At 58.0% G+C, this 26,087-nt stretch carries 24 protein-coding genes and 1 riboswitch; of the genes, 10 read left to right on the plus strand and 14 right to left on the minus strand.

Annotated elements, in window-relative coordinates; translation table 11 throughout:
- Positions 1-11: 11 nt before the first annotated feature.
- The gene (locus ACR0BA_RS13925) at positions 12-476 is read right to left on the minus strand and encodes a very short patch repair endonuclease (protein WP_480728472.1); all 465 of its coding nucleotides are present in this window, start codon (positions 474-476) and stop codon (positions 12-14) included.
- Between the two features lie 67 nt (positions 477-543).
- Between ACR0BA_RS13925 and ACR0BA_RS13930 the strand changes: the two genes are divergently transcribed.
- Positions 544-2,076 carry a DNA cytosine methyltransferase gene (locus tag ACR0BA_RS13930; RefSeq protein ID WP_480728473.1) on the plus strand — a complete coding sequence of 511 codons (1,533 nt, stop codon included), beginning with the start codon at positions 544-546 and terminating at the stop codon, positions 2,074-2,076.
- Positions 2,077-2,100: 24 nt separating this feature from the next.
- On the opposite strand, the gene ACR0BA_RS13935 is transcribed toward ACR0BA_RS13930, so the two are convergent.
- From ACR0BA_RS13935 to ACR0BA_RS13965, 7 genes are read right to left on the minus strand one after another with little or no spacing between them, the layout of a single operon-like run.
- On the minus strand, positions 2,101-3,120 hold the full coding sequence (locus tag ACR0BA_RS13935; protein WP_480728475.1) for a hypothetical protein: 1,020 nt from the start codon (positions 3,118-3,120) through the stop codon (positions 2,101-2,103).
- A 46-nt stretch (positions 3,121-3,166) separates the two neighbouring features.
- Entirely contained in the window at positions 3,167-4,996 is a 1,830-nt protein-coding gene (locus ACR0BA_RS13940; protein WP_480728477.1) for an AIPR family protein, read from the minus strand.
- A gap of 1 nt (position 4,997) precedes the next feature.
- Positions 4,998-6,002, minus strand: coding sequence for a PD-(D/E)XK motif protein (locus tag ACR0BA_RS13945; protein WP_480728478.1), 1,005 nt, complete (start codon positions 6,000-6,002; stop codon positions 4,998-5,000).
- A complete protein-coding gene (locus tag ACR0BA_RS13950) occupies positions 5,986-8,853 on the minus strand; it encodes a Z1 domain-containing protein (protein ID WP_480728479.1) in 2,868 nt (955 codons plus the stop codon). Before ACR0BA_RS13950 ends, ACR0BA_RS13945 begins: the two co-directional genes overlap by 17 nt.
- Positions 8,850-10,316: an ATP-binding protein gene (locus ACR0BA_RS13955; RefSeq protein ID WP_480728481.1), complete on the minus strand. Its 1,467-nt coding sequence runs from the start codon at positions 10,314-10,316 to the stop codon at positions 8,850-8,852. The genes ACR0BA_RS13950 and ACR0BA_RS13955 overlap by 4 nt, the downstream gene beginning before the upstream one ends.
- A gap of 32 nt (positions 10,317-10,348) precedes the next feature.
- A complete protein-coding gene (locus ACR0BA_RS13960) occupies positions 10,349-12,772 on the minus strand; it encodes a sigma-70 family RNA polymerase sigma factor (RefSeq protein WP_480728482.1) in 2,424 nt (807 codons plus the stop codon).
- Positions 12,756-13,616: a BrxR family helix-turn-helix transcriptional regulator gene (locus ACR0BA_RS13965; protein ID WP_480728484.1), complete on the minus strand. Its 861-nt coding sequence runs from the start codon at positions 13,614-13,616 to the stop codon at positions 12,756-12,758. The genes ACR0BA_RS13960 and ACR0BA_RS13965 overlap by 17 nt, the downstream gene beginning before the upstream one ends.
- Before the next feature lie 207 nt (positions 13,617-13,823).
- On the opposite strand from ACR0BA_RS13965, the gene ACR0BA_RS13970 reads away from it, so the two are divergent.
- Positions 13,824-14,036, plus strand: coding sequence for an addiction module antitoxin (locus tag ACR0BA_RS13970; protein WP_480728486.1), 213 nt, complete (start codon positions 13,824-13,826; stop codon positions 14,034-14,036).
- Between the two features lie 84 nt (positions 14,037-14,120).
- Here the strand turns inward: ACR0BA_RS13970 and ACR0BA_RS13975 are convergent, their stop codons facing one another.
- From ACR0BA_RS13975 to ACR0BA_RS13995, 5 genes are all read right to left on the minus strand, one after another.
- Positions 14,121-14,336 carry a helix-turn-helix transcriptional regulator gene (locus ACR0BA_RS13975; protein WP_480728487.1) on the minus strand — a complete coding sequence of 72 codons (216 nt, stop codon included), beginning with the start codon at positions 14,334-14,336 and terminating at the stop codon, positions 14,121-14,123.
- A 347-nt stretch (positions 14,337-14,683) separates the two neighbouring features.
- Positions 14,684-15,712 carry a FecCD family ABC transporter permease gene (locus ACR0BA_RS13980; protein WP_480728489.1) on the minus strand — a complete coding sequence of 343 codons (1,029 nt, stop codon included), beginning with the start codon at positions 15,710-15,712 and terminating at the stop codon, positions 14,684-14,686.
- Entirely contained in the window at positions 15,713-16,666 is a 954-nt protein-coding gene (locus ACR0BA_RS13985) for an ABC transporter substrate-binding protein (RefSeq protein WP_480728491.1), read from the minus strand.
- Positions 16,663-17,469, minus strand: coding sequence for an ABC transporter ATP-binding protein (locus tag ACR0BA_RS13990; RefSeq protein ID WP_170359961.1), 807 nt, complete (start codon positions 17,467-17,469; stop codon positions 16,663-16,665). Before ACR0BA_RS13990 ends, ACR0BA_RS13985 begins: the two co-directional genes overlap by 4 nt.
- Positions 17,466-17,864 carry a DUF1636 family protein gene (locus ACR0BA_RS13995; RefSeq protein WP_170448608.1) on the minus strand — a complete coding sequence of 133 codons (399 nt, stop codon included), beginning with the start codon at positions 17,862-17,864 and terminating at the stop codon, positions 17,466-17,468. Before ACR0BA_RS13995 ends, ACR0BA_RS13990 begins: the two co-directional genes overlap by 4 nt.
- 103 nt (positions 17,865-17,967) lie before the next feature.
- A riboswitch (cobalamin riboswitch) is annotated at positions 17,968-18,175 on the minus strand.
- 644 nt (positions 18,176-18,819) lie between these two features.
- On the opposite strand from ACR0BA_RS13995, the gene ACR0BA_RS14000 reads away from it, so the two are divergent.
- The 7 genes from ACR0BA_RS14000 (at position 18,820) to ACR0BA_RS14030 (ending at position 24,173) form a co-directional block, all read left to right on the plus strand.
- Positions 18,820-19,119 (plus strand): hypothetical protein, encoded by a 300-nt coding sequence (locus ACR0BA_RS14000; protein ID WP_093963780.1) that lies wholly within the window; start codon positions 18,820-18,822, stop codon positions 19,117-19,119.
- Positions 19,120-19,482: 363 nt separating this feature from the next.
- The gene (locus tag ACR0BA_RS14005; RefSeq protein WP_170445390.1) at positions 19,483-19,782 is read left to right on the plus strand and encodes a hypothetical protein; all 300 of its coding nucleotides are present in this window, start codon (positions 19,483-19,485) and stop codon (positions 19,780-19,782) included.
- Between the two features lie 55 nt (positions 19,783-19,837).
- Positions 19,838-20,452, plus strand: a complete 615-nt coding sequence (locus tag ACR0BA_RS14010) for a hypothetical protein (RefSeq protein ID WP_480728492.1) — start codon at positions 19,838-19,840, stop codon at positions 20,450-20,452.
- Between the two features lie 52 nt (positions 20,453-20,504).
- On the plus strand, positions 20,505-20,810 hold the full coding sequence (locus tag ACR0BA_RS14015) for a hypothetical protein (RefSeq protein WP_170343103.1): 306 nt from the start codon (positions 20,505-20,507) through the stop codon (positions 20,808-20,810).
- Positions 20,811-20,852: 42 nt separating this feature from the next.
- Positions 20,853-21,026, plus strand: coding sequence for a hypothetical protein (locus ACR0BA_RS14020; RefSeq protein WP_170391758.1), 174 nt, complete (start codon positions 20,853-20,855; stop codon positions 21,024-21,026).
- A gap of 782 nt (positions 21,027-21,808) precedes the next feature.
- Complete coding sequence (locus ACR0BA_RS14025) at positions 21,809-23,242, plus strand: hypothetical protein (RefSeq protein WP_480728494.1); 1,434 nt, start codon at positions 21,809-21,811, stop codon at positions 23,240-23,242.
- Positions 23,243-23,303: 61 nt separating this feature from the next.
- Positions 23,304-24,173, plus strand: a complete 870-nt coding sequence (locus tag ACR0BA_RS14030) for a metallophosphoesterase family protein (protein ID WP_480728495.1) — start codon at positions 23,304-23,306, stop codon at positions 24,171-24,173.
- On the opposite strand, the gene ACR0BA_RS14035 is transcribed toward ACR0BA_RS14030, so the two are convergent.
- Complete coding sequence (locus ACR0BA_RS14035; protein WP_480728496.1) at positions 24,174-24,932, minus strand: DUF4956 domain-containing protein; 759 nt, start codon at positions 24,930-24,932, stop codon at positions 24,174-24,176.
- Positions 24,933-25,127: 195 nt separating this feature from the next.
- On the opposite strand from ACR0BA_RS14035, the gene ACR0BA_RS14040 reads away from it, so the two are divergent.
- Positions 25,128-26,042, plus strand: a complete 915-nt coding sequence (locus ACR0BA_RS14040) for an SdiA-regulated domain-containing protein (protein WP_480728498.1) — start codon at positions 25,128-25,130, stop codon at positions 26,040-26,042.
- Positions 26,043-26,087: the final 45 nt, after the last annotated feature.

Genomic DNA, 26,087 nt, shown 5'->3' on the forward strand with positions numbered 1-26,087 from the left:
GTTGAAGCATCTCAGGATAACTGAGTATTTTTGGCGCCGATTTCGATTGCGGGTTCGTTGGATAGAAGCCATGCCGACAGGCGTTCTGTTGACACAGCGATTTGGTCTGGCTTCCGAAGAGCGCACTCCCACACTGTTGCAACACGCCACCCATCTTCCATTAGCTTCCCTTGAACCGCTTCATCCCTGGCGACATTCGCCTTGAATTTCGCCTGCCAGAACTCGTTGCGGGTGGATGGGGTGGTGGTGTAGCGGCACCCTCTATGACGATGCCAGAAACAGCCATGCACGAAGACAACAGCGCGATACTTCGGTAGAACGAGGTCCGGTCGTCCATAGACTTTCCTCGAATGGAGCCGGAAGCGGAAACCGCGCGCGTGCAGCGCCCGCCTGAGCGCAAGTTCGGGCTTGGTGTCCTTCCCTTGAATCCCGGCCATCATCCGGGACCGGGTCTGCTTATCCACGATATCTGTCACATGCATCCTGGCTTTCGTCTCTGAACCTGGTATACACCGGCTGGATGGAATACGTCAGGAGCCTAATTTGCCTTCGACTTTCGGTATTGTTGATCTTTTTGCCGGGCCCGGCGGACTGGGTGAGGGGTTTGCCTCCCTTGTAGAGGACGGCCACGCACCGTTCCGGATCGGCATCTCGGTCGAGAAGGAGGCATCGGCGCACCGGACGCTTACACTGCGCGCGTTTCTGCGCGAGTACCGGTCACGTCATGGCAGATTGCCGAAACAGTTCATCGATTTCCATGCGGGAGAAATTCCTGAACCGGACTGGTCAGAAGTCGATGCGTCTGCTTGGCGATTGGCCGCCGAGGAGGCCCGCGGTCTCGAGCTCGGCATCGAGGCCGCAGCAACAGCGATCGATGCCGCCATCGAGAAGCTTAAGTCCGGGTATGACGACACGATCCTGATCGGCGGCCCGCCGTGTCAGGCCTACTCCCTCGTTGGTCGGGCCCGGTCCAGGGGAAAGGTTGGTTATGTGCCGGAGGAGGATGAAAGGCACTACCTGTTCCGCGAGTACATCAGGGTGCTCGATAAGCTTCGGCCGGCAGCCTTCGTGATGGAGAACGTCAAGGGCATGCTGTCCTCGACGGTCGAGAGCAGGCTCGTGTTCGAGATGTTGATGGAGGACCTTACCTCCCTCGGCAGCGGCCATGGCCATCAATACGAGCTGCGGGCCATTCGGGTCGAAGACGGCATGGCCAGCCTGCAGGAGGCGATGCGTCCCTCGGACTTCGTCGTGCGTGCCGAACAGTTCGGGGTTCCGCAGCGGCGTCACCGGGTAATCATCGTCGGGATCCGGTCGGACCTGGCTGGCAAGGCGGCGGGTGCCAGCATGGCCGTCTCCGAGCGGATGCGAACGGTCAGTGACGCGATCGGCACGATGCCGCGCCTGCGCAGTGGTATCAGTCGAGGGGCGGACAGCGCGGCAGACTGGCGGCGGGAGGTTGTCGAAGCTGCGAGAATGCTGGAGCGCATTCACCCCGGCAAGGATGGCGAACCGCTCCACGAGGCATTTACTACTGTTGCAAGCCGCTTGGCGAAAGAAGCCCCAGTCAGTCGAAAGGACACACGACTTGGCGAGGGTTATGGAGCTTCGAACGATGAACTGCTGCGTTGGCTGGAGCGTCCGGAACTTCGCGCAATCGCCCAGCACGAGACGCGTGGACACATGGCGTCTGATCTTGGCCGCTACCTCTTCGCCTCCGTGTTCGGGGACGTCCGCGGCTACAGCCCCAAGGCCGCTGATTTTCCGCTTGTGCTGAGCCCGGATCATCGCAATTGGCACAGCGGAAAATTCAACGATCGTTTCAGAGTCCAGCTGGCTGAAGAGCCTTCGACTACGGTGACCAGCCACATCTCAAAGGACGGTCATTACTTCATCCACCCCGATCCTCTGCAGTGCCGTAGCCTGACGGTTCGTGAGGCTGCACGCCTTCAGACATTCCCCGACGACTACATTTTCATGGGCAACCGGACCCAGCAGTACGTCCAGGTCGGAAACGCCGTGCCGCCCTTTCTGGCACGTCAGATCGCGGAGATGCTGCTATCTTGCCTGAGTTAGCTCGGATTGCCCGTGATACATGACTTAGTCTGCGATCGCTTGCCGGAGGATCGTCACGTGGTCAGTCAGTTCTGGCAACGCAGCACAATGCTCAAGAAGGTGGTTCAAGGCATTCCTTTCTGATCGACCAAGTTTGACGTTCCTTTCTCCAATCCTTGTCAGCGCGCGGCTTGACTTTGGTGATAACCAGTTGCGTCCTGCCGCAATCTTGCGGATCTCAACGACCGCAAAGCGGATCGCCTTCTGCGTAGGCCGCTTCGCTTCGACAGGCAGCTCGACGGTCTGCTGCTCAAGTTGGTCGGCCACGCTGGCTGTCGCCGCCTCGTGGTTTGCGACCCTGCTCTCCGGGCATGGCGGCTCAGGTCTGTCTTTCGGCATCTGGCCTCGGAACAGCCATTTCCTGAGTTCCATTGAGTCACCTCGATGGAGAACCAAGGTGTCGGCGACATTAAGAACATGCTCGATGGCAGCTCTCTCGCGCTTCGAAAGTCTAGTGGAGCGAGTCGCAGCCTTGCTCAGAGCTGATGCTGATGCCCGCCAGCGCCTTTGCAATGCAAAGGCTTGCAGCCGTTCCAAGGCCCCCTCGACGAAAGCTTGGTTTGTTTCGGACTCTTTCGTATTTTCTCTTTCCGGCGAGTGCCCCGTAACGCGATGAAAAGCGGGTTTCACCGGCAGTTCGAAGTCGAATTCCTCAAGGCTCCAATCTGCTTCTGTGTGGTCCCAGCTGACCGTGTCCACCTTTTGGAAGGTTCCTCGAGCCGCCTGCCTATGATTGGACTTGAAGAAACACTCTGCTGTTGTCTCGGCTTCGAAGTCGAGGTCTGGAAGAATCTCCGGAAACGCTTCGTATTCCTGCTCTTTGGCGGGCAACTTTGGAGTCTTAGCTTCGGACGGATCATTCACAAGCACATGGGGGCTGACTGACTCAAATCGGTTCCCGGTTTTGGTGGCGATTAGCGCTTCCGCGCGATCGATCTCAAGCTTCGCGCCGGATACCGATCGATGACTTAATCGATGCACCAAGGATTGTAACTTGCGAAGCAAGATCAGCTCTCCATTTGGCCTTTGAGACTAAGTGGCTTTGCAGGTTTCATCGGCGGGAATTCTCTACGCGCTTCGCTGATCGCAACTCTTGAATTGAACCCTGTGGAGAAGGGAAATGCGCAGATCGGACTTTCGTCCACGTGTCTGCACGCTTCGCCACTTCCGAAATCTGCTGGCCCGGCGCGATCCTGTTGAACTCAGCGTTAACTATGACTGCCCAATCCCAGAGCAGATCTCGCAAACCGTCGGAAATACCTTGCCGCATCCATATCTGTTCGAGATCGAGCTGGTCACCAAGTCGATCCGCGACCACCGATACGACATACGTTGCGATGTTTATCCAGCCCTGGCGGAATATCTCCTTGGCTTCCTTGGTCTTGATCATGCTTTCGACCGCTTTGAACAGAATGACCTTTGCGATCACTTCCCGATACCAGCGGCCATCGAGGGGGCTAGGTACAATGGTCGGATCATCATCGAGAGCAGCCATAAATGCTGCGAAGTTCTTCTCGCCTGCCATAGCGACCTGGTTCGGCTTGCAGCGCCACGCTTCGTGGTACTTGGCGACGTCGTTCTTGGTCAGCTTGCGTTTCGGCGGGATCATTTCCTTCAGCTTCCGCCTCTTCGCCGGCGTGGTGCCTTCCCTCAGTAGCATGACGTTGTAGGAGCCAGCTGCTCGCTCGTAGAACCATCTCGTCGCCCCGTCGGGGCACCAGATCTCATTTGCAAGTTTCTCAAGCTCTCGATGGAACGGGCGATTAGCCGAGAGGTCGGACATTTTCACGGCGTTCTGACTATTCGCATAGCGCGACACGTTGCTGATCAGTTTCTCGCGCGATTCGTCCTGTGATCCCTTGAGGATGATGATTTTTGCCGGAACCATGACATGGCTTAGATCAATGGTGCGATCGTCGCGGGATGCGAAATAGATGGTCGAGGTCGTCTGTCCGCCATTCACGATCTGCAAACCCTTCAGAAAGGACAGGCCTAGGTTCCCGTCCTCAGTCCGCTCGAAGGCCGCTTCGTCGCAGACAAGCACAAGGCCATTGTTGAAGGCGAGAAAATGCTCCGGTTCCTTTCGCAACGTTTCGACGATTCCCTTGTTGACCGCGCGCTTGTTCCCCAGAAAGGTTCGAATGTTGGCTTCGAGCAGTGTTGTGCCGTATCGCAGATAGAGATCCCTGATCAGCTGTCCAGGAATTGCAGCAAGGGCATACTCGTAGTCTGCGTCAGGATCGGGGACGTGAACGCAGGGAAGCGCCCGTCCGATCGACTGGACGAAACTGACCGCCAGTTCGTCTCGCGGCTTGCCCTCGGTGTGGCGGTACAGTCGCTCGATATCCATGGCCTCAACGGCCACCATTTTCTGGTGAACCTCCTTGTTCGAGAACCGCTTGGTCTTGGTCTTGCCATCGGTGATTACGAACACGCGAAGCCGGTCGATCTCGCTCCAGCGAGAACGAATGGTGGCAACCAGATCCCTGACCGGATGCGTCGGATCGATCCTTGCTTCGAGATTGCCGCTCGCTGCTCGAAATAGAAAGCGAACGCCCTCGCTGGCGGTCCCGGTGGCATCCGAGTCCCTCAAATCGTTCAGTTCTTCGGTCCCAAAATAGTGTGTCACGAAGAGGTCGAGAGCGGTTTCATCAGAGCTGAGCGCATAGCCTGTAATACGTAGTTTCGCGTTGCCGACCTTGCCGCTCCAGTGGCAAACGGTTGGCGTCTCGCAGATCCCGGTTTCTGCGACGTGCTCCATGACCATTTCTGCAAAAACGAGCTCCTCCGAAGGAAATGGGCCTTCGCCGGCCTCAACACGCTCGGCGATTATGGTCTGCAGGTCGGAGCGAAAGTTGCGGTGAAATTCATCGAGGCTCATGTCAATCCAGTCCAAATTCGTTGATCAACTCTGCAAGTCCGCTCGAGGGAACTTCGAGCGCGTCAAGGTCGAGCACATAGGCAGCCGAACGGATGGCAGCGGGAAGTGCAGTGCGCGTGAGGCGCGGCATGTCACCGTCCGCGCGGAATGCCCTCACGTCCTTCAATGTCAGTGTCCGCTCGTAGAGCGCCGCATGCTCGTCGAGGTACCCCATCACCATGAGCAACGATTCAAACCCGCGCTGAGCTCCCGCCAATCTGAATCTTTCTCTGAGTTCCGTCACCAGATCGACAAGCGTGATCCCATCGGCATTCTCCTCGAAGCGAAAGGCGCAAAGGAAGATGGGAGCTCTATCGCCATCCAACTGCTCGATGCTATTGATCCGCGCAAGGAAGCTGCCGGTCCGAACCGTGCTCTTCACCTCTATCGCGCCACCCCGAACGTGGAAGTCCTGTGCAGCCCGCAACGGTCCCTGCCAGCAGTCGAGTGCACCTGCTCCTAGGGAGGTGTCCGCGAGCAGCCTGAGCATCCAGAGTTCGCCGAGCAGGCCGATCTGCGCATCGGGCGAAAGAGGGCGGTGCGTTCGAGCCATGAAAGCCTGCCACTCCCTCACCCTTTCGAGGAAGGTCTCCATGACATCGCGGCCCGCGCTGTTGGCTGCTGTCTCCAGAGTCCTCAAGACATCAACGACCATGATGGCGAAGATGTCGGGGGAGCCTTCCGGCCGCCTGACAAGAGCAATCGCCGTCTTGCCTGCGAATGCGGACTGACCCTCGATGCAGGTTACATCGAAGCCCTTGCCTTCAGGAAGCCTTGCCGGGTTCACAGGCCACGATCCCGGAAAGGAGACGATCAATGCCTCCCGTCCAAGCGGGAAGTGACACCCCGCCTCGACAGAGACGGCGCCCATATCGGTGAGATGCACAAATCGCCAGTCTTCCGCCGCTTCCTGCCGTGCTAGCGCTCGCCAGGCGCGCGCAATCCCATCTTCAGTCCACCCAGTCATTGAGGCCTCCCCAAAGTACGCTGTTGGCGATGTACCTCGAGTTGGAGACCCTTCTCTCGGAGGTACTTGACGGAAAGCTGATAGCCCAAGCGACGACGGGATCGGCGTCCTTCAGTTCATCGACGCCCGCACCCTCGGGATCGAGCAAATAAAGCATGAGCAGACCGCGTTCCCGGCGAGCAGGGATTCCTGCTTCGGGTACGCCGTATCCCAGAACGTGACGGATTTGAGGGCCTCTCGGTTCGGACGGTGGCTCCTTGCCTTCGTTTCGCTCCGTGTCGTTGCGCCAGGTCTGCTGGCTGAGATCAAGTGCTGCCTTCCATTCCGCCTCGGTCAGATCGATGGCCTGATCGCGCGGCGAGATCAGGGTCTTGATCGAGTATCGATCAGCATGTTCCGTCGTGCGTTTTCGTTGGAGCATGTTGACCGAACAACCGCCTACCGAGCGATACTTGTCGTCCGGGCCGCTGTCCTTGCCGATCAGTGCGACCGTCCAGGTTGTCAGCTCACCATCCTTGTTCATCTCCTCGATGAAGTCCGCGATCAGCGGACTCATGATCCGGAAGCTGGCGGGGTGGGTTCTGTAATCCCGCAGGAACGAGACCACACTCAGGGCGGGTACGTTTCGCCAGAGGTGACCGTTCCATTTCTGACCTCGTGGGATGAATTTCTGATCGTTCAGATCCGTCGAAGGACCGAGCGCGTTGATGAATCGTTCTGTAGCCTTGAAGTTCGCCGTGATGTCGTCCTTGCGGTTGGGAAACACGATGGTCTGAATAAGATCGCCCGAATAGGTCAGTTGCATCGCGCGCGCGTTTCTCATCTTGGCTCGGGAAGTTACCGTGAGTACGGAATGTGATTTCACCCGGAGACCAAACTGCTTTGGCGTGGCGCCGGCCGCAACCATGTTGTCAAACTCCTGGCGAAGCTCTTCTGCGGCGTCGGCGATATGGCCGAACCATTCAACCATTTCCTGTGATGTGTAGAGGCGGCAGACATCCAGATAGCCGTCACGGTAACCGAACCATCGCCCCATTTGCATGAGTGTGTCGTACATGCGCGCGGTCCGAAGGAAGTAGCTCGTGCAAAGACCCTCCAGCGTCAGACCGCGCGCCAATTTGTCGCCGCCGATGGCAATCACCTTGAGGCCGGTGCCCTCATTTTCGGCGTAGTCGAGTGCGTCCTTGGCTGTGCCGTTTATCTCGCGGACGCGAATGTCGGATAGCACGTCGGGGAGGACGGCGCGAATGTCGGACCACGAGAAGTCCTCCAGCGTTTCGCCTTCTACGAGGGCAGAACGGATACGCTGCATCCCTGGCAAAAATGTTTCTTGATACTCCGTGCGCATGAACGGTTCGATATCCTCCAGCCCGATGCCGCGGGTGTAGCGGCCCTTCAGGTCTCGCACGTACTCGGCGACCTGGTTGACGACGGAGTTCTGTACCGAGGTAAAGCGGGTAACATGAACGAGCATCGAGGAGTGTTTGCTGCCTTGTCCGCGCAGTTTCCTCACGGCACAGGCATAGACGAAGGAGCGGATCGCTTCTGCGAGCGAGTCCGGGACGCGGTCCTCCCCTTGCCATCGCGGCAGGTACCCGTTCTTGTGCCGTGGCGGCATCCACGGCTTGAATTCATCGTCCGAAAGCGGGCGCACCAGCGGCAAGTCGTCCGGCGTGCTGGCAGCTGATCCGAAGACACGGCCTGGCCCGACATAATTCGAGGGCGCCGCTAGGCTGGTGATAAAGGCCGCTGGGAAGAGATCCGGCCCGTACTCCTTCGTCTCGCCGCGGTCATGAATGAAAATGTTCGCGAAGGGCGTCGCCGTGTAGCCGACATAGGCCTTCCGCGAGAAATGGTGGAGGATAGATCGGATCAACCTGTTGATCGTCTTGGGCTCATGTTCGAGATCCGGGTTGCCGAATTCGTCCACCACATCTTCACCAGTATCGACCGAACCATGGTCCGACTCGTCGTCGATCACCAGAAGCGGCAGGTTAGTGACTAGCTTTCGACCTGTTTCGGGGTCGACGTGATTGGCCACACGATTGCGGATCCAATGCAGCAGGCGCTCCAGCACCGTCTTGTTCTTCTTGACCACGAACAGCCACGGTCGCTGTTCCGGACTGATGTTCATCTTCGCGGCAACGGCTGTATTGAAGTCGCCCTTGTCGCTGCGGTTTGTCGCAGCATTGGGACGGACCGACATGTCCTTGTCGATCAGTCCGACCCCCACCGCCGGGAGCTCGTCGGCGTCCGCGATGGTGGCAAAACCGAGGAATCCCTCGTCGAGGCGGATCTGGGTCTGTGCTCGCAGGTTGTTGTGCAGGCCGGCGAGCACAATGATGATCTTGTAACCGGCATCAGCGGCCTTGCAGATCAGTCCGGTATAATTGCCTGTCTTCCCCGACTGAACGTGACCCACGACCAGTCCGCGACGGTCCCATGCGTCTTCCCGGAGCGGGTCCTCAAGCTGCGAAAGGACTTCGTCTGTAGAGACGTCAAGTGCGTCGAGGGCCGTCCAGGGGATTCGGGCTTCCATGTATTCCGCGTAGCGCTGCCAATAGGTCCAGCCTTTCTTCCTTTCTGCGTCAAGCCACGCGACATGGTCCTCGCCGCTCGACAGGGTGGCATTCACGCCCACAGTGCGGCTTGAACGGCGGATCAGTTCGTCAACGAGTGCGTCTCGATCTACAAGGGCGAAATCGTCCTCCATCATGATCGACAGCTTGGTCAGTTCCTTCTCGATCATTTCCGGCGTGACGGGGCTCTGAGCACGTTCCGCAGCGAGGCGGAGCATGTTCTGGGCCATGGAAAGGATTGAATCAAAGGCCTTCTGGCTTGAAATCGTCATAGCGCGTCTTTCACTTCAAGGGCTGCAACCAGGTCTAGGTGCTGGTCGAATGGGGGCGTACGGCCGAGCCGCTCGCGCGCCTCGGTCGGGCTGAGCCCACGGAACTTCACCAATGCTTCAAACACTGAAGACAAAGTCTCCATCACTTCTTGGTCGGACGCTCCGGTGAAACCAGTCCTCGGCGTCTCCTTGTCTTCCGCCGTATCCAGCCAGATGCGCTGAACCGGCACGGTCTCTTCTATCAGCCTCAGAAGAGCGAGAATGTCCGGTTTGAGTGGGCCTGCGCGATCGAGAATCGAGGCGACAAGATCATGGTCACGAGCGATCCGATAAGAGGTTCCTTGGGTTGAGCGCCGCACTTGCCAAGCTTCTGCGACCGCGTTCGAGCGCGCCCCTGAAGCCGGGGTGACGTGTCCCCGGTGGGCGAAGACCCGCCGCGCCGTGTCGCGTGTTTCTGTTGCGAGACGATGAAGCTGAGCTCGCAGGCGCACCGGTGGGCTTGCCGTTGATTTTAAGACATTGATCTTCCAATCGGCGTCCGCGCTGTTCGGTATGTCGAGACGGATTCGGGCGAGCCGGTGGGCTTCATCGCGTGGCCATGGTTTGCCACCATCTCCGAGGCCAAGCCATCCTCCAGCTAGAAGGAGACGCTTGTTGCGGTAGACGTAGAAGCCCTCCTGCTGCGTCCATCCTCCTGGTCCCGCAGCCACTTCCTGTTCCGCAGGTTTGAGCATGTCGCGATGCGGAAGGACGTGGCATTGCACGGTCACACCGGTGGTGTGGAGGATCCGATACTCGGGGCTTTCGAGCGCCTTACCGGGATGACCGACGAGGTATGGATCCCAAGGCTTGATCTTTCTGCCATTGAGCGTCAAGCGCAGCATGGGATTTTGGCCATCAATGAGCCGATGAAAAGTCATCGCAAGATGTGCTTCCACGCGATCCGCGAGCTCGATCATGTCAGTGGCCGCGAAGCCATCGGTCACGATACGGTCCAGTTTTTCCCAGAGAACGACGGTGCCATGGGCCATTTCTTCCAGCGGCTCAAGCAGATGCTCTGATCCCGGTGCCGGCCCCTCGAACAGTGGCCACTCGGCCCCGGGTTCCTGACCGATGAGGTCAAGGTCCCAGCGCAGACAGACGACCGGTCCACCTTCCTTCCGACTGGCGACGGTCAAGCGACGAGCCTGAGAGAAGCTGGCCGTCTTCAGGCCCAACCCGAAGCGCCCAAGGTCAGTGGCGGCGCGTTCAGCCCTCGGATCGCGAGCACCAAGACGCATGCCGGCCTCGAGAGCCGCGTCGTCCATGCCGTCGCCGTCATCGACGATTCTCACCCAGCTCTCCGGACCGGCCCACTCAAGATGAACGGCAACTTCGCGTGCATTTGCGGCGATGGAATTGTCGACCAGATCGGCGAGTGCGGTGGGGGGCGCGTAGCCGAGCCCGCGCAAAGATTCGAGCATCGACCCGGCATGCGGGGGAGCATTTCTCACAGTCATTGGCATTGCCCCCTGTCGGATTCTGCTAGACCGAGGCGGCTCAGCTTGCCAATAACTGCATTTCGGCTGGTTCCCCCCAGTTCCTGCGCAATCTCACTTGCGCTCATACCGGCTGCCCAGAGTTTTTTGAGGCGATCCACCCGACTTTCGGACCAAGACGTCAGTGTTTGACTCTTTTCTTTTGGTTCCGCTGAACTTAGCTGCTCTTGCGCGATCGAAGAGGAAGACTTTGACCCGCGTCTGTTGTCGTAGCCCAGCAACTCCTGGAGCCGACGCTTGCGGCCCGGGTGGGAAAGTCGATCGAGGCCCTTCGCTTCGATCTGACGAATGCGCTCGCGCGTCACGCCGTAGATCTGACCGATTTCCTCGAGGGTCATGTCGGTCTCGCGCCCTATCCCGAAGCGCATCCGGATCACATCAGCCTCACGTTCCGGCAAATCAGCCAGTGCTTCTGTCACGATCCTTTCGGTTTCCGCCTGGTCGAAGACATCCACTTCTGAAGGCTCGGGCAGCAGGTTGTCCCAGTCGTCAAGGCTTGCAGGATATTCGGCTTCACGCGGGATGCCGCGGAACTGTCTGACCTCGTCGATTGTCCATTCGAGCTCTTCGGCGAGTTCTAGGTCGGAGACGGCGCCGCCGACCCGAACGTCCAGCCTCTCCAAGGCGCCATCGAGCTTGGTGATCTTCTCGTTCCGATGCACGGGGATGCGGATCGCCGCGCCTTCATCAGCGCGCCATCGCGTGATGGCCTGTCGCATCCAGTAAGTGGCGTAGATGAGGAAGCGATAACCACGTTCGGGATCAAAACGCCTCGTGGAACGTTGCAGCCCCATGAACGCGACCTGGAACACGTCCTCTGGATCCTCACCCTCTTCCACGTTCCGCGAGGCAAAACGCCGGACGTAAGGCAAATGCTCGCGGATCAGGCGCTCGGTGGCGGATTCGGAGATCAGAATTTCGGTTTCCAGCTGACTGGCCGCGGCTTGGCATGCGGGGACCTGTCCCAATCGGCGGACTAACTCCTTTTGGAATGACAGAGACAGATCCAATGCTTCGAGCGCAGCGAGGGCCTCTCTTCGTCGTTTGCCATCCATCACCCGGCCAGTGGTGTGCCATGACCTCAAGGCTTCCACGGCGGCCATTACCTCGGAAGTATCGGCATGGCCCAGGCGCGAGGGAATGATGGTTCTCAGAGAGACCGAGCTGGGGTTTTGCACCCCGTCGCGAATGCTGTCCATGACGTCGAGGATCATTTGGACGGCGATCTCGGAACCCAGGATGCCCAGTTGGAGTTCCTGCTTGGCCCGCATCATGGGCTCCAGCAGTTGCAGCTCGTCTTGTTTGTCCATGACGAAGCGCTGAGTGCCGGGAAGCCGCGTCCGACGTGTGAGTGTAGCCTCGATCGCATTAGTGAGGTCGTCGGGCGAAATGTCCGGGAGGGCGTCCCAGAGACCAGCATCCTGCCCCGGATCGAGGTCGAAGCCCGCTGCTTCGAGGTTGCGCCGGAGATTGGTGCACAGTTCCTCGAGATCACCATTCCCTTTGCAATGGGCGACCAGGCTGTCAATGTCGTCGAGAGAGCACCACCCTTTCGCAAGAATCTCCTCTGCCCAAGTTTGGCAGAGCTCTGGATCGATCGATACCCGCGTGCCGGTCTGGACGACTACTCGTTTGACCGACTGGCGACCGCGGTTGCGGACCTGCAGAAAGGCACTCTCTGCACCATGGTCGGCCGCGGTAGCGGCGGTGGAGCCGATACCCTCCCCGGCGATTGGAGCAGGTGAGAGGTCGAGGTCCCATTCGCCGTCCTCGGCATCCGATACTACGGGAGACGGGCTGACAATCGCTACAAATGTTCCCGATGCCGTGTCGCTCGCGTTTTGATCGAAAAAATCCTCGGGTTCTGCCTCAGCCTCAAAATCCAGCAGGTCATCGAGGTCGTCAGTCATATCGGCTGGCTCCGTCTCCGGAACCACATTGAAACGATTCTCTCGGACTGCATCCGGTCCGACAACGACAGTCTCCACATCAAATGGAACCACGCATTTGTTGACCGACTCCATCTCCGCCGACCCTGCGACAAGCGAATACAGAAGCTGCGCGGCGAGATCGTGGCCTTCGGCGAACGCCACTTCGGCCGGCGTCTGTTGGTCGTGGTTCAGTGCGTCAACGTCGGCACCGGACCGAATGAAGAGATCACAAACCGCAAGGTTACCCATCCGCGCAGCAAGATGGAGCGGCGTATCGCCCTTCGGATCCGCTACGTGGAGGCGAGACGATGCGGCAAAATCGCCAAGTTTCTCGAGTTGCCCTTCTGTGATCAGCCGAATCTCGGAAGGTCCAAGTACATGGCCTTCTCGTGCGCTTGTCTCCCGGTCGCGAAAGCCAAATTTGCGGGACAGTCTATCCATGATTTTCATGAATGACCTCCCGATTCAGAAGCACGATCTGTTGATCCTGCGCCTTTCGCGCCCCCGGATCGGTATCAAGCCCAAGCCGCCGGAGTGCATAATAGAGTAGCGCGCGCCGGACCTTGATCTTCGCCTTGCCGCCGCGCATGCCATAGTCGAGCGCGATGACCTTGGCCTGCGTGTCCGAGAGCTCGGGGTGGGGGCCGACTTCCAGCGTGACCTCAGAATGCCAATCGTGATCATCGCCGGGCGAGACCTCGGCGTCTCGCGAGCCACGGATTTTGAGCATTCGCGAGAGCAGGAAGTCCTTGAAGCACTCGTCGGTCAGGCAATACGCCCGGGCGTGCCAGCGAAAGCCGTCGAACGCTATGGCGTGGGGCGCGATCCAGCGCCAGCTCGGTTCGGGACGGGACAGACTTTGGTATTTCACCTCGATCGCTTCCGACTGGCGAATGGCGCCGACGACTGATCGGAGCGTTGCGGGATTGACGCCGCGAACCGGCGTCGGTGCGGATGCAAACGGCGGAAGCTCCGTGATCCATGCATCTTCACGGTCAAGGATGCCATCGGCGACAGAACGCAGCTGCGCCAGATACTTGCTGGCATCAGGTTCGCTGAAATGGGCCTTGAAGTCTGGCGTGCGGACATAGGTCCGGGCGCTCTTGTCATAGACCATGTTTTCGGGTGCCAGGCCGATGTAGCGGTTCAGGTCGGCGGACGCCTGGTTCACGGAAACTCCGAACTGATCCATCAGGTCGCTGCGGTTCACGCGCCCCTCCCAAAACAGGCGGAACTCGATGAACTCGAGCCGTTGCTCGACGCCCCAGCGAAGCTCCGCCTTGCTGTCTTCCACATCACTCTCCCGGCTTGGCCGATGCGCATGGTAACTATGCGCGCACATTTTCTGTGCTTGAGGCGATGCTAGCGGAGGAGTTGAGCGCAGGCAATCGCAAATCGCGTGATGGGATGGACGCGGCTTGGGTACGTCGGTTCACATAAACCTATGCCATCAAGCCGTTTTTTCGTTATTCTGCGCGTCAGTCACAGAAGGATGGATTTCGTGCCCAACAAGCAGAACGGGAAAAGCACAGGGGCAAATGGCTCCCACCAGATCGGATCAGGTGAGGATGAGACCGGCCGGAATGAGTCGGGAAACGGCAATCGCGACTCATTCGATCGCCTGAAATCGGTACTTGGTCGTGCGTTTTCTGCGCCCGAGGAGGAATACAAGCCGTTGAGCGTTTCTGATGTGATCGCCCGAAATCGCGAATGACCAAATCGGCGTGCTCGAATTGACCTCCCCCGGGTTGTGGGGTCTCCGAGCCGGGGGAGGCGGTCAACCAAGCGGCACACGCGGTTACCCCGCGAAGTCAAGCTCCGCGATCTGATCTCGTGTCCTGCCCAGAAGCATGGCGCGTTCGAACGCCAGGATGTCTTCCAGCCGATACACCACGCGTCCGCCGATCTTCATGTAAACTGGCCCTTCGCAGGCCCACCGCCAGCGCTCGAGCGTTCGATGGCTGATCCTCCAACGCGCCGCCAATTCCTTCTGGTTCAAGCAAGTCGGTTGCATGTGTTACTCCTTTCGCACAACTCGGTTTGGTTGCTCGCAAACCAAGGCGTGAATGGAAAAACGAGTAAAGTCAGAAGTTTGCGCGAATTCCGCATGCTGCCCGAACTTCCGGAGAGGTTGCGAGTATCAGACAACACCCGCCTCGATTCCTCGATTTGTCATCGGCCACCGGTGGCTACGTTGAGACGGGATTTTCGGTATTCCTTCCCCTCCGCCATTACCCATTAATACGGCTAAGATAGTGAAGGGCTTGCTTGCAAGTTCTACTCCTTTGCCGCGCGCCTTCGCCGGTGCTCCGCCAGCTTCAAGCACCGTTTGGCTGATGATCCGCCAACGGGCCTCAACACTCAGCGTTTCAACAACAGAATAAAGAAGATCCCTCCCAAAAGACCCGTGACGACGCCAACTGGGATGTCCTCCGGGGCCATTGCAGTTCTGGCGACTACATCCGCCCAGAGCAGGAACAAAGCCCCAAGAATTGCTGACAGAGGGACGACGCGTCGATAGTCTCCGCCAACAAGGAACCGCACGATATGCGGAACCATCAGACCGACGAAGCCGATCATGCCCGAGAAGGCCACCATGACTCCGGTGATCAGCGCGCCAGCTGCAAAGACACCAAGCCGAAACCGCGCCACCGCAATACCCAGCGAGCTTGCAGTCTCATCCCCGATGGTCATCGCGTTCAGCCTGGCAGCCTGAAACCACAACCAGGTACCGCATGGCAGCAGGATCGCCAGCGGGTAGATCAGGTATGACCATTGAGCCAACCCCAACCCGCCCAACGTCCAGAACACGACCGTATGAGCCGCCTTGGGATCGCCGAGGAAAATCAGAATGTTGGCACCAGCCATGATGGCGAAAGACACCGCCACACCGGTCAGGACCAGGCGGTCCGCGCTTGTGGCGCCGGCCCAGCGGGCAACGCTCAGGACCGTCAGCGTGGCCGCCAGGGCACCCAGAAACGCCATGACCGGCACGGTCAGAAGCCCCAGAAACAAGCCGGTATGCAACAAGGCAAGAATGGCTCCAAACGCGCCGCCGGCCGAAATGCCCAGCAGGTGCGGATCGGCCAGCGGGTTTCTTGTGACCGCCTGGAGGGTGGCCCCGACTATCGCCAGTCCGGCCCCGACCATGACGGCAAGCAAGGCGCGCGGAAAACGGATTTCCCAGATAATCGCGACGCGGCCCTTTGACCATGTCGGCTCGTCCGAGGATAGGCCGGCTTCGTGCAGCAACACTCCCCAGACGGTCTTGGTGGGCACCGAAATGGCCCCCACCGAGATCGCAAAGGACAAGGACACGACCAACACGACCAGCCCCACCAGCATCGCTGCCCAGAGCGGAAGTACCCGGCGCGCCTGCACTACGCGCATTTAGTTGCCGACCGAGGCAGCCGGGCCCCAAAAGCCATGGGCGAGCTTCCGAACCGCCTTTATGTTGCGCGGTCCGGGTGTGGCCTCGACATATTCCAGGACCACGAAACGATCGTTCTTGACCGCGTCCAGATCTGCAAATGCAGGATTATTGACCATGAAGTCCCGCTTCTGCTCGGCGGCGACGTCGCCATAATTGACGATCACAATGAGTTCGGGGTTGCGATCGACGACTTCCTCCCAGGTGACGGTCGCCCAGCTTTTCTCGAAATCATCCATGATGTTGACGCCGCCTGCGGCCTCGATCAGAGCGGTCGGCATGGCATAGCGGCCGGCAGTGAACGGCGTATCCTCGCCGCTGTCATAGACAAAGACACGCAGCGGTTCGTCCGAAGGATTCAGGCTGAATGTGATCTCAGCAAGTTCGGCCTTATATCCCTGGACCAGCTTTTGCGCCCTGTCTTCGACACCGAAGATACGACCGAGGTTCAGAAGATCGTTGTACATGTCGCTCATGCTGGCTTTGGGCTTGTCGCCGATATGGATGCAGCTTTCAGTCAGTTCGTAGACTTTGATTCCGAAAGGTTCGAGCGTCTCTGGCGTCACCTCGCCACCCACTTTCATCCCGTAGTTCCAGCCCGCGAAATAGAAATCGGCATCTGCGCCGACCAGCACCTCTTTGCTGGGATACTTGGCCGACAGCTCGGGCAGCTGCTGCACTCCGGCGCGCATGTCCTCGTCCAACGTCTTCCAGCCGGAAATGCCGGTATATCCCACCATTCGGTCGGCCAGGCCCAGCACCAGCATCATTTCCGTCAGGTTCACGTCGTTCGAGATCGCCGCCTTGGGCGGTTCGTCAAAGGTGACGGTTCGATTGCAACTTTGCACGGTGGTTTCCGCGATCGCGGTATTGGCGGCCAAAGCCAAGCCCAGGACTAGGGTGGTCGGTTTCATTCCAAGCTTCCTTCTGGTTGGGGATTGGGGAGTTGATAGGTCAGGTGAGGTTTGTGACTGAGGCTGAGTTGCTCTTGCCGGGCGGTGACATCGAACGTGTCAGAGACCAGCCTGTCACTCAGCACTGTCTGGGTTGGGCCAAAGCCGCAGGGTCGACCGTTCTTCAGAATCAGAACACGGTCGCAGACATCGGCGGCCAGGTTCAGATCGTGCAGCGAGGTGACGATCGTCAGGTCGAGGTCCCGGATCAGCCGCAACACCTCTAGCTGGTTGCGGATGTCCAGGTGGTTGGTAGGCTCGTCCAGCACAAGAATCCGGGGCTCTTGGGCAAGGGCGCGGGCGACCATCACACGCTGACGCTCGCCGCCGGACAGAGTGGCCAGCCCACGGTCGGCAAACCCGTGCAGATCCATTCGGTGAAGCGCGGACTCGATGATCTGGTGGTCACGACTGCCGGGCGTGGACAGGCCTAACCGGTGCGGCACACGTCCCAACGCCACGACGTCGCGCACGGTCAGCGCGAAATCCGAGGGCTGCTCCTGCAGCACGGCGGCAACCTGACGCGCCAGCGCCCGGGGGGCCATTCTTTTGACGGACACGCCGTCCACCAGAATGTCGCCCGAGGACGGACGGTGATAGCCGTAGATCATCCGCAGAAGGGTTGTCTTGCCGGCACCGTTCGGCCCCACAACCCCCATGACCTGCCCGCGCATCAGCGCAAAACTGGTCTCGTGCAGCACCAACGGCGCTCGTTTTCGCGGCGCCCAGGTGACGGTATCCACCGACAGCAAAGGCGCGCTCATGAGGCGCAATCCGCATTTTCCGAAGACGCAGCCATCGCGGCTGGAATGCGGGCCAGCGTCGCGTGGCGAAGCCCGGCCGGGCGGTCGACCGAGCTGCACCATCCATCGCGCAACTGCTGGTACAGCCGGGCGAATTCCACCAATGCCCCGGTCTCTTCAGACGTCAGGCCGCCAAACAGGTAAGATGCCTTGCCCGGCGCGTGATAGGCGACGGTACAAGGTCGGGTGCACCCGGCCATGCAGGCCGCACCGGAAACGTCAAAACCTGCCAAACCGTCGTCTTCGGCCAGCGCGGCGCGCAATCGTCCGATCAGGTCAGGCCCGGGGCGTACGGCTGCGCTCTTGGGTCGGCAAGATAGGCAAACCGTGATGTGATGTGTTGATTGTCGGTTCATTTCGCCCTCCGCGAAATCGCGGGGCGGAAAGGGAACCAGTCATGTCAGCGGCGTAAGCCGAAAATGCCATCTTGGCCTCCTTCCGGGACACCCCGCCCGGGTTGAGTTGCGTTTGATGATGGCAGGTCTCCTGACTCGCGGTGTATGGCTTGCCCCGCCTTCCCAGACCTATCGGCCCAGTGGCATCCGGGGGTCGCACACCGCCTACAGTTGCGGGGGCAGTCACGGAGTTGGCGTCAGAACGGCGCCGCACCGTATTCCCTTTTACCCGACCGCCGAAACGATCGGGAACCATCAGCGCAAATCTCATCCATGAGTCGGGTTGCACTGTCAACGACGTTCTGGGCGGGTGCGTAATGGAGGTATCCAGGCGACCCTTCGGCACCACCTGAGCGACAGACCGGGCCGCGAATCACGTCGTTTTGACCAACTGGATTAAGATAGCTCGGAAGGTCCCGAAACACGGCGGCGCAAGCGGGCCGACTGCCAAGCCTCCGTGAGCGGCCTCGCCTTTTCCCTTTGAATGCAGAAGCCTATCGTTGGCAAGCGTACAAAATTTACGCGCGGAAAAATCATTGATTTATCCTGTGATTGATTCAAACATACGAATTCGACACAACTTTAGCTTTACCTCCGTTGTTGTCGCTGTCGCCCGTTTCGTCGGGCCCTTCCGACTGCTGGAGTGAGTGCTGGCGGTCGGAAGGCATTTTACGAAGATCAGCGTTGGGAGGACGCAGTGCCGGGATTAAATTTACGAACCCTTCCGCGAAAGTTCGCACCGGCTTTTGCCCGTGATTTCATCACGTCAGCACGCTTTGTTCACGGTCCCGGGGATCGGCAGGATATCTGTCTGCCAGCCATGTCATTGGCCGCAAAATCGGGGACCGCTTAGACGTGAGCACGCAAAAAGGACCACCTATTCCACAAGCATCAGCGAACCCAAGAGGAGAAGAAAATGATTAACAAAGTTATGATGATTTCAGGCGCGACGTGTTTCGTACTGCTAGCGGCGTGTGACGACACCAGCACGTCAAGCGCACCTGCCGAACTGACCCCCGCCCAACAGGCGTGTCTGCGAGACGTGGCCAAAACAACAAACAATTCGCAAGTGGTCGTGCTCTCATCCGCGTTCAGCGAGGCTGGAACACAAGTTACCGTTGGGGTTGGAGAGGATCGGGCTCCGTGGAATTGTATTGCCTACAGTGATGGCGCGACAGCTGGTATCGAGTTCCTCGGCGACGAAGGCGCGTTGTGACCGGTTTGATGCGTAGCCGAAATCAGCTGCGCAGCACTGGCTTGATACGCTGAGGTCCGGCTTGGTCTGCAGAATAACCATCATCGCGTTCGCGACCCTTTACCTGTTGGCGTTGTTTGCGTTTGTGACGGGCACTTTTGGCTGGTTTGGACAGGAACGAGACCCATTGTCCGGCGTATTCCTTTTGCCGCTGGGTCTGCCTTGGGTCCTTGCGGTGGACCTTTTCTCAGAGTCGGCCAAACCGTGGCTCGCGGCGATTGCACCGGTGCTCAACCTGTTGGCACTGGTTTTGATATGCAGATGGGTACGTGGTTTGCGCCAGGAATGAAGGCGGAACTCTTTCCCGCAAAATGGGAGGAAAACATGGGAAAAGTGATCTTGGGGCTTGTGATCGGGCTCATCCTCGGCGTGGTTGGAGCGATGACCTTGGGCGGCGGGGCCGCGATGGGTGTCGGCGTTGCGACAGGCTTGTCCGCCGGTGTGTGCACCACATTGAAGGGAGCTCAGGCCGAGAACCTGATCACCGCCGAGCAAGCAGATCAGATCCTCAATCGCGTGAACTCCGAGATGGCATCATTGCAAGGAATTGAAACGACGGACGAGATCGTCGGCAGCGCACAGGCATGCGATGAATTTCTGGCAAAGTTGCGGGAAGCGAAGTGAGGTTTCTGCTCACCGGAAACACAACATTTACGATAGACCGACAGAGGACCTGCTTATGAAACGCAGTTTTTGGAATCTTTTCACACCCGCACTTGCGATCAGCGGAACGGCCGCCCTGGCCATGTCAGACGCCGACGACGCGTGTATCGACCATCTGCGACAGGTCGGTGGACCGGACGGTCAATCCGGTACGATCGAAAGCTCACAGTTCTCGGAAGCCGGCACGCTCGTCATGCTGCGTGACGCCGGCGGAACACTTTGGCGCTGCATTGCGTACAAGGACGGAAGCATTGGCGAGATGTCGGTTGTCGAGGCGATGGATGATGGTGGCGGAGCCATGGACGGCGCTTCCGGGTCTACAGGTAGCCAGCGCGTCACATTCGATGCCGGATCCACCGGCGCCGAGCTCGTCGGCCAACTCGCGCCAGGGGAATCGCAGCAATACGTTCTTGGCGCGAAGAACGAACAGTTCCTTTACGTCCGCGTTGCTCCCCGAAATGGATCCTTGGACTACGTCATTCGCAACCCCGATGGGTCTGAATTGCTGGGATTGATGTCTACGGACAAGGAGTATCGCGGACAGCTGTGGCAATCCGGCGATCATGTTGTCGAGGTCATCAACCGCGGCAGCTCTGCCGTCGACTACAACGTCATTTTTGGAATTGAGTAGGTGATCGACCTGAAACCCTGAACCGCATTTCCAAAACAATCAGGAAGAACAGATGAAATCCAAGACTCTAGTGGCGATCGGCGCGGTCAGTGTCTCTGTGCTTGCAGGATGCGACGAAAGTGGCGGATCAGTGGAAGCAAGTGCTCCTACCGTGGGCAGTTCCAGCGATCTGTCGTCATTTGAAGGCGCAAGAGCGGGTCAGGCTGAAATGGGCATTCAAAGTCTCGGGTTTGAACTCATCCGAAGCGAAGGGCTGACCTCGTACTGGTTCAACAAGGAGACCGGTGCTTGTGCTCGGATCACGACATCTGAGGGAAGATACTCGGACGTAGCGATGCTGCCGTCAGGTGACTGCTGACACACATTCATCAATCCCAAATCTGCAAAAAGGAGCTCCAACTTGCATTTCGACCTGGCACATGCGGCGATTACCGTTGTCGCGTTGATCATCACCAACCTGGCCTTGAAATCGGCCGGTGTGATCAACGAAGAAAACAAACACCAATGGAACTGGAAAGTTGTTCTGGCCTACTTCGTGGTCGTGCTTATCATCAACCTAGTGTGGCCGATTTAATTCTGGAGGGCGAGAAGCCAACCGCCGACCTGACCTGGTTACCGTGAACGCGCCTCTCCGCGGGATTTCCGGCAGGAAAAGCGTGAGCATCGCCGGCTGAAAACAGAAAGGAATACGCATGCGGTTTTTGACGTCCCTCATATTCATCGGTGTTTTGGCAACTGCGGCGAATTCTGACGTGACCAGTCGAAACGGTGGCCCAAGCAACAGCCAGATGCTCTCTAGGGGCAGCGACGGAGGCGTCGACGGCGTCGCTTTCTTTCGCCCGGTCCTAAGCGGCGTTTTGTACCGCTCTGGCTTCAAGGGCGGCGACAAGGGTCGAACGGGCTTGAGCAACGCTCAGCGCGAAACACTGTGCGATGAAGGGTTTTCGGCCGGGTTTTATGCGGATTTCGGCAAGAACACCGAATACGGCCGCACCAGCTGTGGAAACGGAGCCTTTGACTATCAGAGCGCCAGATCGTCCCGCCCCGGCAGTGTCATGGCCGCCATACACCAGGTGATTGAGGACCCTGGAAAGGGTCCTGTCCTGGTGCACTGCATGTGGGGCGTTCATTCCTCAGGCGCCTTGTCGGCAATGGCGCTTGTTCAGTTTTGCGGCTGGACGGAAGACAGGGCCAAGAAATATTGGAATGATGCCCGAAACGGGGCCCCATGTTCGGGCGGGTGTGACCAGTGGATTGACTCGAAATTCTCAAACTTCAGTGTCGACCCCAGTTTGAAGATCTCCGCCGAACAACAGGCCGCGATTTGCCCCAAATGACATCCGGAGGACTATCCAAATGAGATTCAATCTTCTGGGGTCACTGGCTCTCATTGCACCCACAGCCTTGTGGGCGAGCGACGATGTTCGCGGAGAAGCCACGACATTTGATAGTCCCAATGGTGTTACGGAACGCTGCATTCGGATCGAAAAAGTCCCAACGGGCGAGTACAAGAACAGCGATCTTGAGGAAGAAACTGCCTATTGCGAGATCGATTTCTATGCGCCCGAAATCGCCATTTGCCCAAAAACTTGGAGCACCAGCCCGGGAATGGCCGTCTACGATATTTCGGAAGGACCCTACGTGGGGAACCGCTCTGAGTTCGAGAGAAACGCTTGCAAGGAGGGCAAGTCGGCAAAAGAACTGGCCAATGGCAGAGTGGCCAAATTCAAATCCACCATGAACCAGAAGGGTACAAGCGGAACATTTTCCACCTCGTCACTGCTCTACTATCATTTCTCAAGGTATTTCGACGCGACGGTGAAAGTTCCGGTGGCGGTCTGGCGCAGCATGGACGCTAAGGCGCATCTTACCGAGGTTGCAGAGCCCGGCCTTGCGATTTCCGGCGGATCTCATGGCGGGCGCATGAACCATGAAGGCTGGCGGGTTTTCGTGGCTGCGGATGCCGACCCGAACTCGTACCAACCGACGGATGATCTGTTCACTGCGGATCGAACGCAGATATACGGTGTCCTGCTTGATAGCCCCGGTCATCGCTACGGCTCGGAAATCAACGGCACCCGTAAATCCGGTTGGGGCAAAGGCCAGAATCGCGATTTTCAGGAAACACCCGCTTTCCTGGCCTTGCGGTCGTCAAAACCCTTGCCCGAGGCCATTGCAGAGGGTGTCAGGGAAGGCCGAAAGGACCGGCAGATCAACAAGGACCTTGGGCCCGAAGTCAGCGATCAACAGATGGCATTCTGGATGCAGGAGCTTACGGAGATTGTTCTGCTCGACTTCATCTTCAACCAGCAGGACCGTGTGGGAAATATTGATTTCACACCCTACTGGTATTGGGTCGAAGACGGAAAACTCAAACACAAGAAAACGAAGCACCATCAGCCGAATGATGGAGACGTTCCCGCCGGTGCGATATTGATCCGTCGCAGCAATCTGAACGACAACGATGCCGGTGGGCGGGTCGAATATGCCAACTTCGCGAAATCCACTCAGATGCTGGAGAAAATGCGGCATTTCTCTCCAAACACGTACCGGCGCCTGGTTGCGTTGAACAGCGACCTTCAAACGCAAGGTCCGGTTTACGGCTGGTTGTCACAAAGCTTTGGGCTCTCGGACCCTCAGATTGCGCAGGTTGTCAAAAACACCGCGTTGGCAACATCCATCCTCAAGAGCAATTGCTCAAATGGCGATCTGGTGTTTGATTTGGACCCTGCCGCATTCTTTTTGAACAAAAATACCGAGGCGGAGGGCCTGGACTGCAATGATCCGTAAGCGTTCGATCACTGTCGCGGCGTTCGTTTGGGCGGTCGTGCTCGCCTGCAAAGCGGCCGCTTTGGACGTAATCGTCATATCGGATCTGAACGGCAGCTATGGCTCGGTCAAATACGATGCCCGCATCGAAAAGGCGATCAAACGGATAATCGAGATTGATCCCGATCTGGTGATTTCGACGGGCGATATGGTCGCCGGGCAACGCATCCCCAACCTTTCAGACAAACAGGTCAGAGAAATGTGGAAAGCGTTTCACAAGGCGGTATCCGACCCGCTGGAGGCTGCCGGAATTCCATTTGCAGTCACGCCGGGAAACCATGATGCCTCGGCCTATCGCGGGTTTGAGCGCGAGAGAAAAATATACGCCGAGGAATGGGGCCCCAGAAAACCAGACGTCAACTTCCTGATGTCGGATGACTATCCGTTCTTCTACGCGTTTGAAATGCAGGGGATAACCTTTGCGTCTCTGGATGCCACGACCCTAGGGCCACTATCCGGCGATCAGCAGGACCAACTTGTGCAACTTGGGGCTGGTGGAGACCCGATTGTCACGTTCAGCCACCTCCCGCTGTGGCCGTTTGCGATCAAGCGCGAACGCGAAATCATCGGTGACCCGACGCTTGAAAGAATCTATCTGCAAAGCGGCGTCGTTCTGCACCTGTCTGGACACCATCATGCTTTTTACCCTGGCTGGAAAGACGGCGTGGCCTATGTTTCGCAAGCTTGCTTGGGTGGTGGCCCGCGGCGGCTAATCGGTGATCGCGCCAGGTCACCTCACAGTTTCACGCATGTCACCTTCCAGCCGAACGGAGAGTTTGGGATAGCAGTATATCGAGGGCCGGATTTCGAAAGGTCTGTCGACTTCAAGTCGCTCCCGAAAGAGATCAGATCCCCGAATGCGGTGTTGAAACGTTTAGACCTTGTGAAATGACTAGAAGCTGAGTTTCAACTCGACTTTTTCGGGGACCAAATCGTTTATCATCTCTTCGATGCGGGCCTCGGAAAGTCCACCCGAGGTAATGAAAAGCAATGAAATTCGGGATTTGCCGGGTACATGGTGTTTTCTGATCAGCTTCCAGCCGGCGTCGGCGGCCATCGCTTCAATGGCGCTGCTGACGTTCAATGAGTGCTCCTCGTCCGAAGCTTTGAGCGATATTTCAACGCCCTTGTTTCGCCCTCCGAGCCAAATGAAACACCAACAGACAACCGCCACCAGTGTGGCCATCAGCGGCAGGCCCAATCCGACCGCAAGCCCAAGAACGGTTACGACGATCAATTCGACAGTGTCTATCGGATCATCCAAATTGGAGCGAAATCTGAGCAATGCGCCGATGCCGAAGATAACGAACCCGATCATGGACCCGTGCTGGACGACCAGGAATCCCACCGCCATGCCGATCAGCGCATAGAGGAAGAAGAGCCTGGGCATGACGATGTCGCCGACACTTCTACGGGCTTTACGCCGCACCGGATGATAGACGATCAAGCCGGCCAGAGTGATCGTGACCAGCACATCAAGAGAAAAGAAATACAGTTCCTGTTTGCCGCGAAACTGGATCCATCTGCGTTCGATCAGAATTTCCGATTCCGATGCCCCGGCAAGCATCGTTGCCGGGTCGATTTGCGACATCGCCGCAGCGGGCAACAGCAGCATCAACAACACAGTCACAAACGGGAAAATCGTATTCAAATCATCGTCCTTCCTGCTTGTGCCCAGACAGTACACGTCATCACGCGCAAATCGCGCCCCTTACAAGTCAATCCCAACAAGGAGGATCAGGTAAAGAGTTCAAAGCGCATTCTTCCGACATCGCAGATAAGTTGTGATACGAATGCGATAGAGGGGTGTGTCACACACACGAGAAAATCGAAGGGCAGAAAGCACGTGTTTCCGTCAAAGCCTGAAGTTTCACGGCGCTTCTGCAAATTTGGAAGATCCGCTCTTGCGGCCAGCTTCCTAGCGGCAGCGTTTTTGCCTTGGACTGGCTCTGCCTATGCAAAAAGTGCTGATCTGGTTCTGGTCGATAGATTCAAGGTGGCAGACAAATCAAAAGGATTTTCCGAACCTTCCGGTTTGTCGCTGTCCAACGCTGAAGGCTTCCTGTGGTCTGTAAGCGACGCTGAGCCGAAACTGCACCTACTTGGAATCGACGGAGTTTTGGGAAACTTCTTCCAGTTGCCGCCTTTGGCCGGATCAGATTTGGAGGGCGTCGCGTCGCGAAAAGACGGGTCGGTTTTGCTCCTTCAGGAAACCGATCGATCGATATTGGTCGTTCAACCAACCGACCCTATCCAACTGACAAGGGTTCCACTTGCCTCCCTCAAGGGGTACCCGGCCGCCGTCGAACTGCTTGTCGGCAACCCACTGAACAAGGGGCCTGAGGGCATCACCGTCGATCCGGACACTGGGCGAGTATTCGTTGTCATTGAAGGACAACCGCGTCTGTTGCTGGTCGTGTCACCGGACCTGACTGAAATTCAGGAAGTCATCCCTTTGGATCGTGGATCTGGTTTTGTCTCGGATCGCATGAATGACGATGAACTGGATGTAAGCGGTTTGGCTTGGTCCGTGTCAGGTGTGCTGTGGATTCTCAGCGACAAGGGACGCCAGATATTTTTGTACGATCCAGAGACGAGAAAAGCAGATACGATCGAACTGACGTATATGAAAAACGGAGACCGAAAGGTCGTGAAGCATCCCGAAGGGATTGCCTTGGATGAGGCCAAAGGGCTTCTCTACATCCTCACAGACGATGGCGAGAAGTCGCGCCTGTACGTTTTTAATATCCCTGAGCTTTGATCGCTACTGTACGGAACTCACCCCGAAGGGATGACTTAGCCAAGC

This window comes from Ruegeria sp. CI5, assembly GCF_056536885.1.

Coding starts and splice junctions, on each gene's coding strand:
- ACR0BA_RS13960 (WP_480728482.1), bottom strand. CDS start 12,772: ATGAAAATCATGGATAGACTGTCCCGCAAATTTGGCTTTCGCGACCGG.
- ACR0BA_RS14010 (WP_480728492.1), top strand. CDS start 19,838: ATGAAACGCAGTTTTTGGAATCTTTTCACACCCGCACTTGCGATCAGC.
- ACR0BA_RS14025 (WP_480728494.1), top strand. CDS start 21,809: ATGAGATTCAATCTTCTGGGGTCACTGGCTCTCATTGCACCCACAGCC.
- ACR0BA_RS13975 (WP_480728487.1), bottom strand. CDS start 14,336: ATGCAACCGACTTGCTTGAACCAGAAGGAATTGGCGGCGCGTTGGAGG.
- ACR0BA_RS13985 (WP_480728491.1), bottom strand. CDS start 16,666: ATGAAACCGACCACCCTAGTCCTGGGCTTGGCTTTGGCCGCCAATACC.
- ACR0BA_RS14015 (WP_170343103.1), top strand. CDS start 20,505: ATGAAATCCAAGACTCTAGTGGCGATCGGCGCGGTCAGTGTCTCTGTG.
- ACR0BA_RS13950 (WP_480728479.1), bottom strand. CDS start 8,853: ATGACGATTTCAAGCCAGAAGGCCTTTGATTCAATCCTTTCCATGGCC.
- ACR0BA_RS13955 (WP_480728481.1), bottom strand. CDS start 10,316: ATGCTCGAATCTTTGCGCGGGCTCGGCTACGCGCCCCCCACCGCACTC.
- ACR0BA_RS13995 (WP_170448608.1), bottom strand. CDS start 17,864: ATGAACCGACAATCAACACATCACATCACGGTTTGCCTATCTTGCCGA.
- ACR0BA_RS13980 (WP_480728489.1), bottom strand. CDS start 15,712: ATGCGCGTAGTGCAGGCGCGCCGGGTACTTCCGCTCTGGGCAGCGATG.
- ACR0BA_RS14000 (WP_093963780.1), top strand. CDS start 18,820: ATGATTAACAAAGTTATGATGATTTCAGGCGCGACGTGTTTCGTACTG.
- ACR0BA_RS14005 (WP_170445390.1), top strand. CDS start 19,483: ATGGGAAAAGTGATCTTGGGGCTTGTGATCGGGCTCATCCTCGGCGTG.
- ACR0BA_RS13990 (WP_170359961.1), bottom strand. CDS start 17,469: ATGAGCGCGCCTTTGCTGTCGGTGGATACCGTCACCTGGGCGCCGCGA.
- ACR0BA_RS13940 (WP_480728477.1), bottom strand. CDS start 4,996: ATGAGCCTCGATGAATTTCACCGCAACTTTCGCTCCGACCTGCAGACC.
- ACR0BA_RS13945 (WP_480728478.1), bottom strand. CDS start 6,002: ATGACTGGGTGGACTGAAGATGGGATTGCGCGCGCCTGGCGAGCGCTA.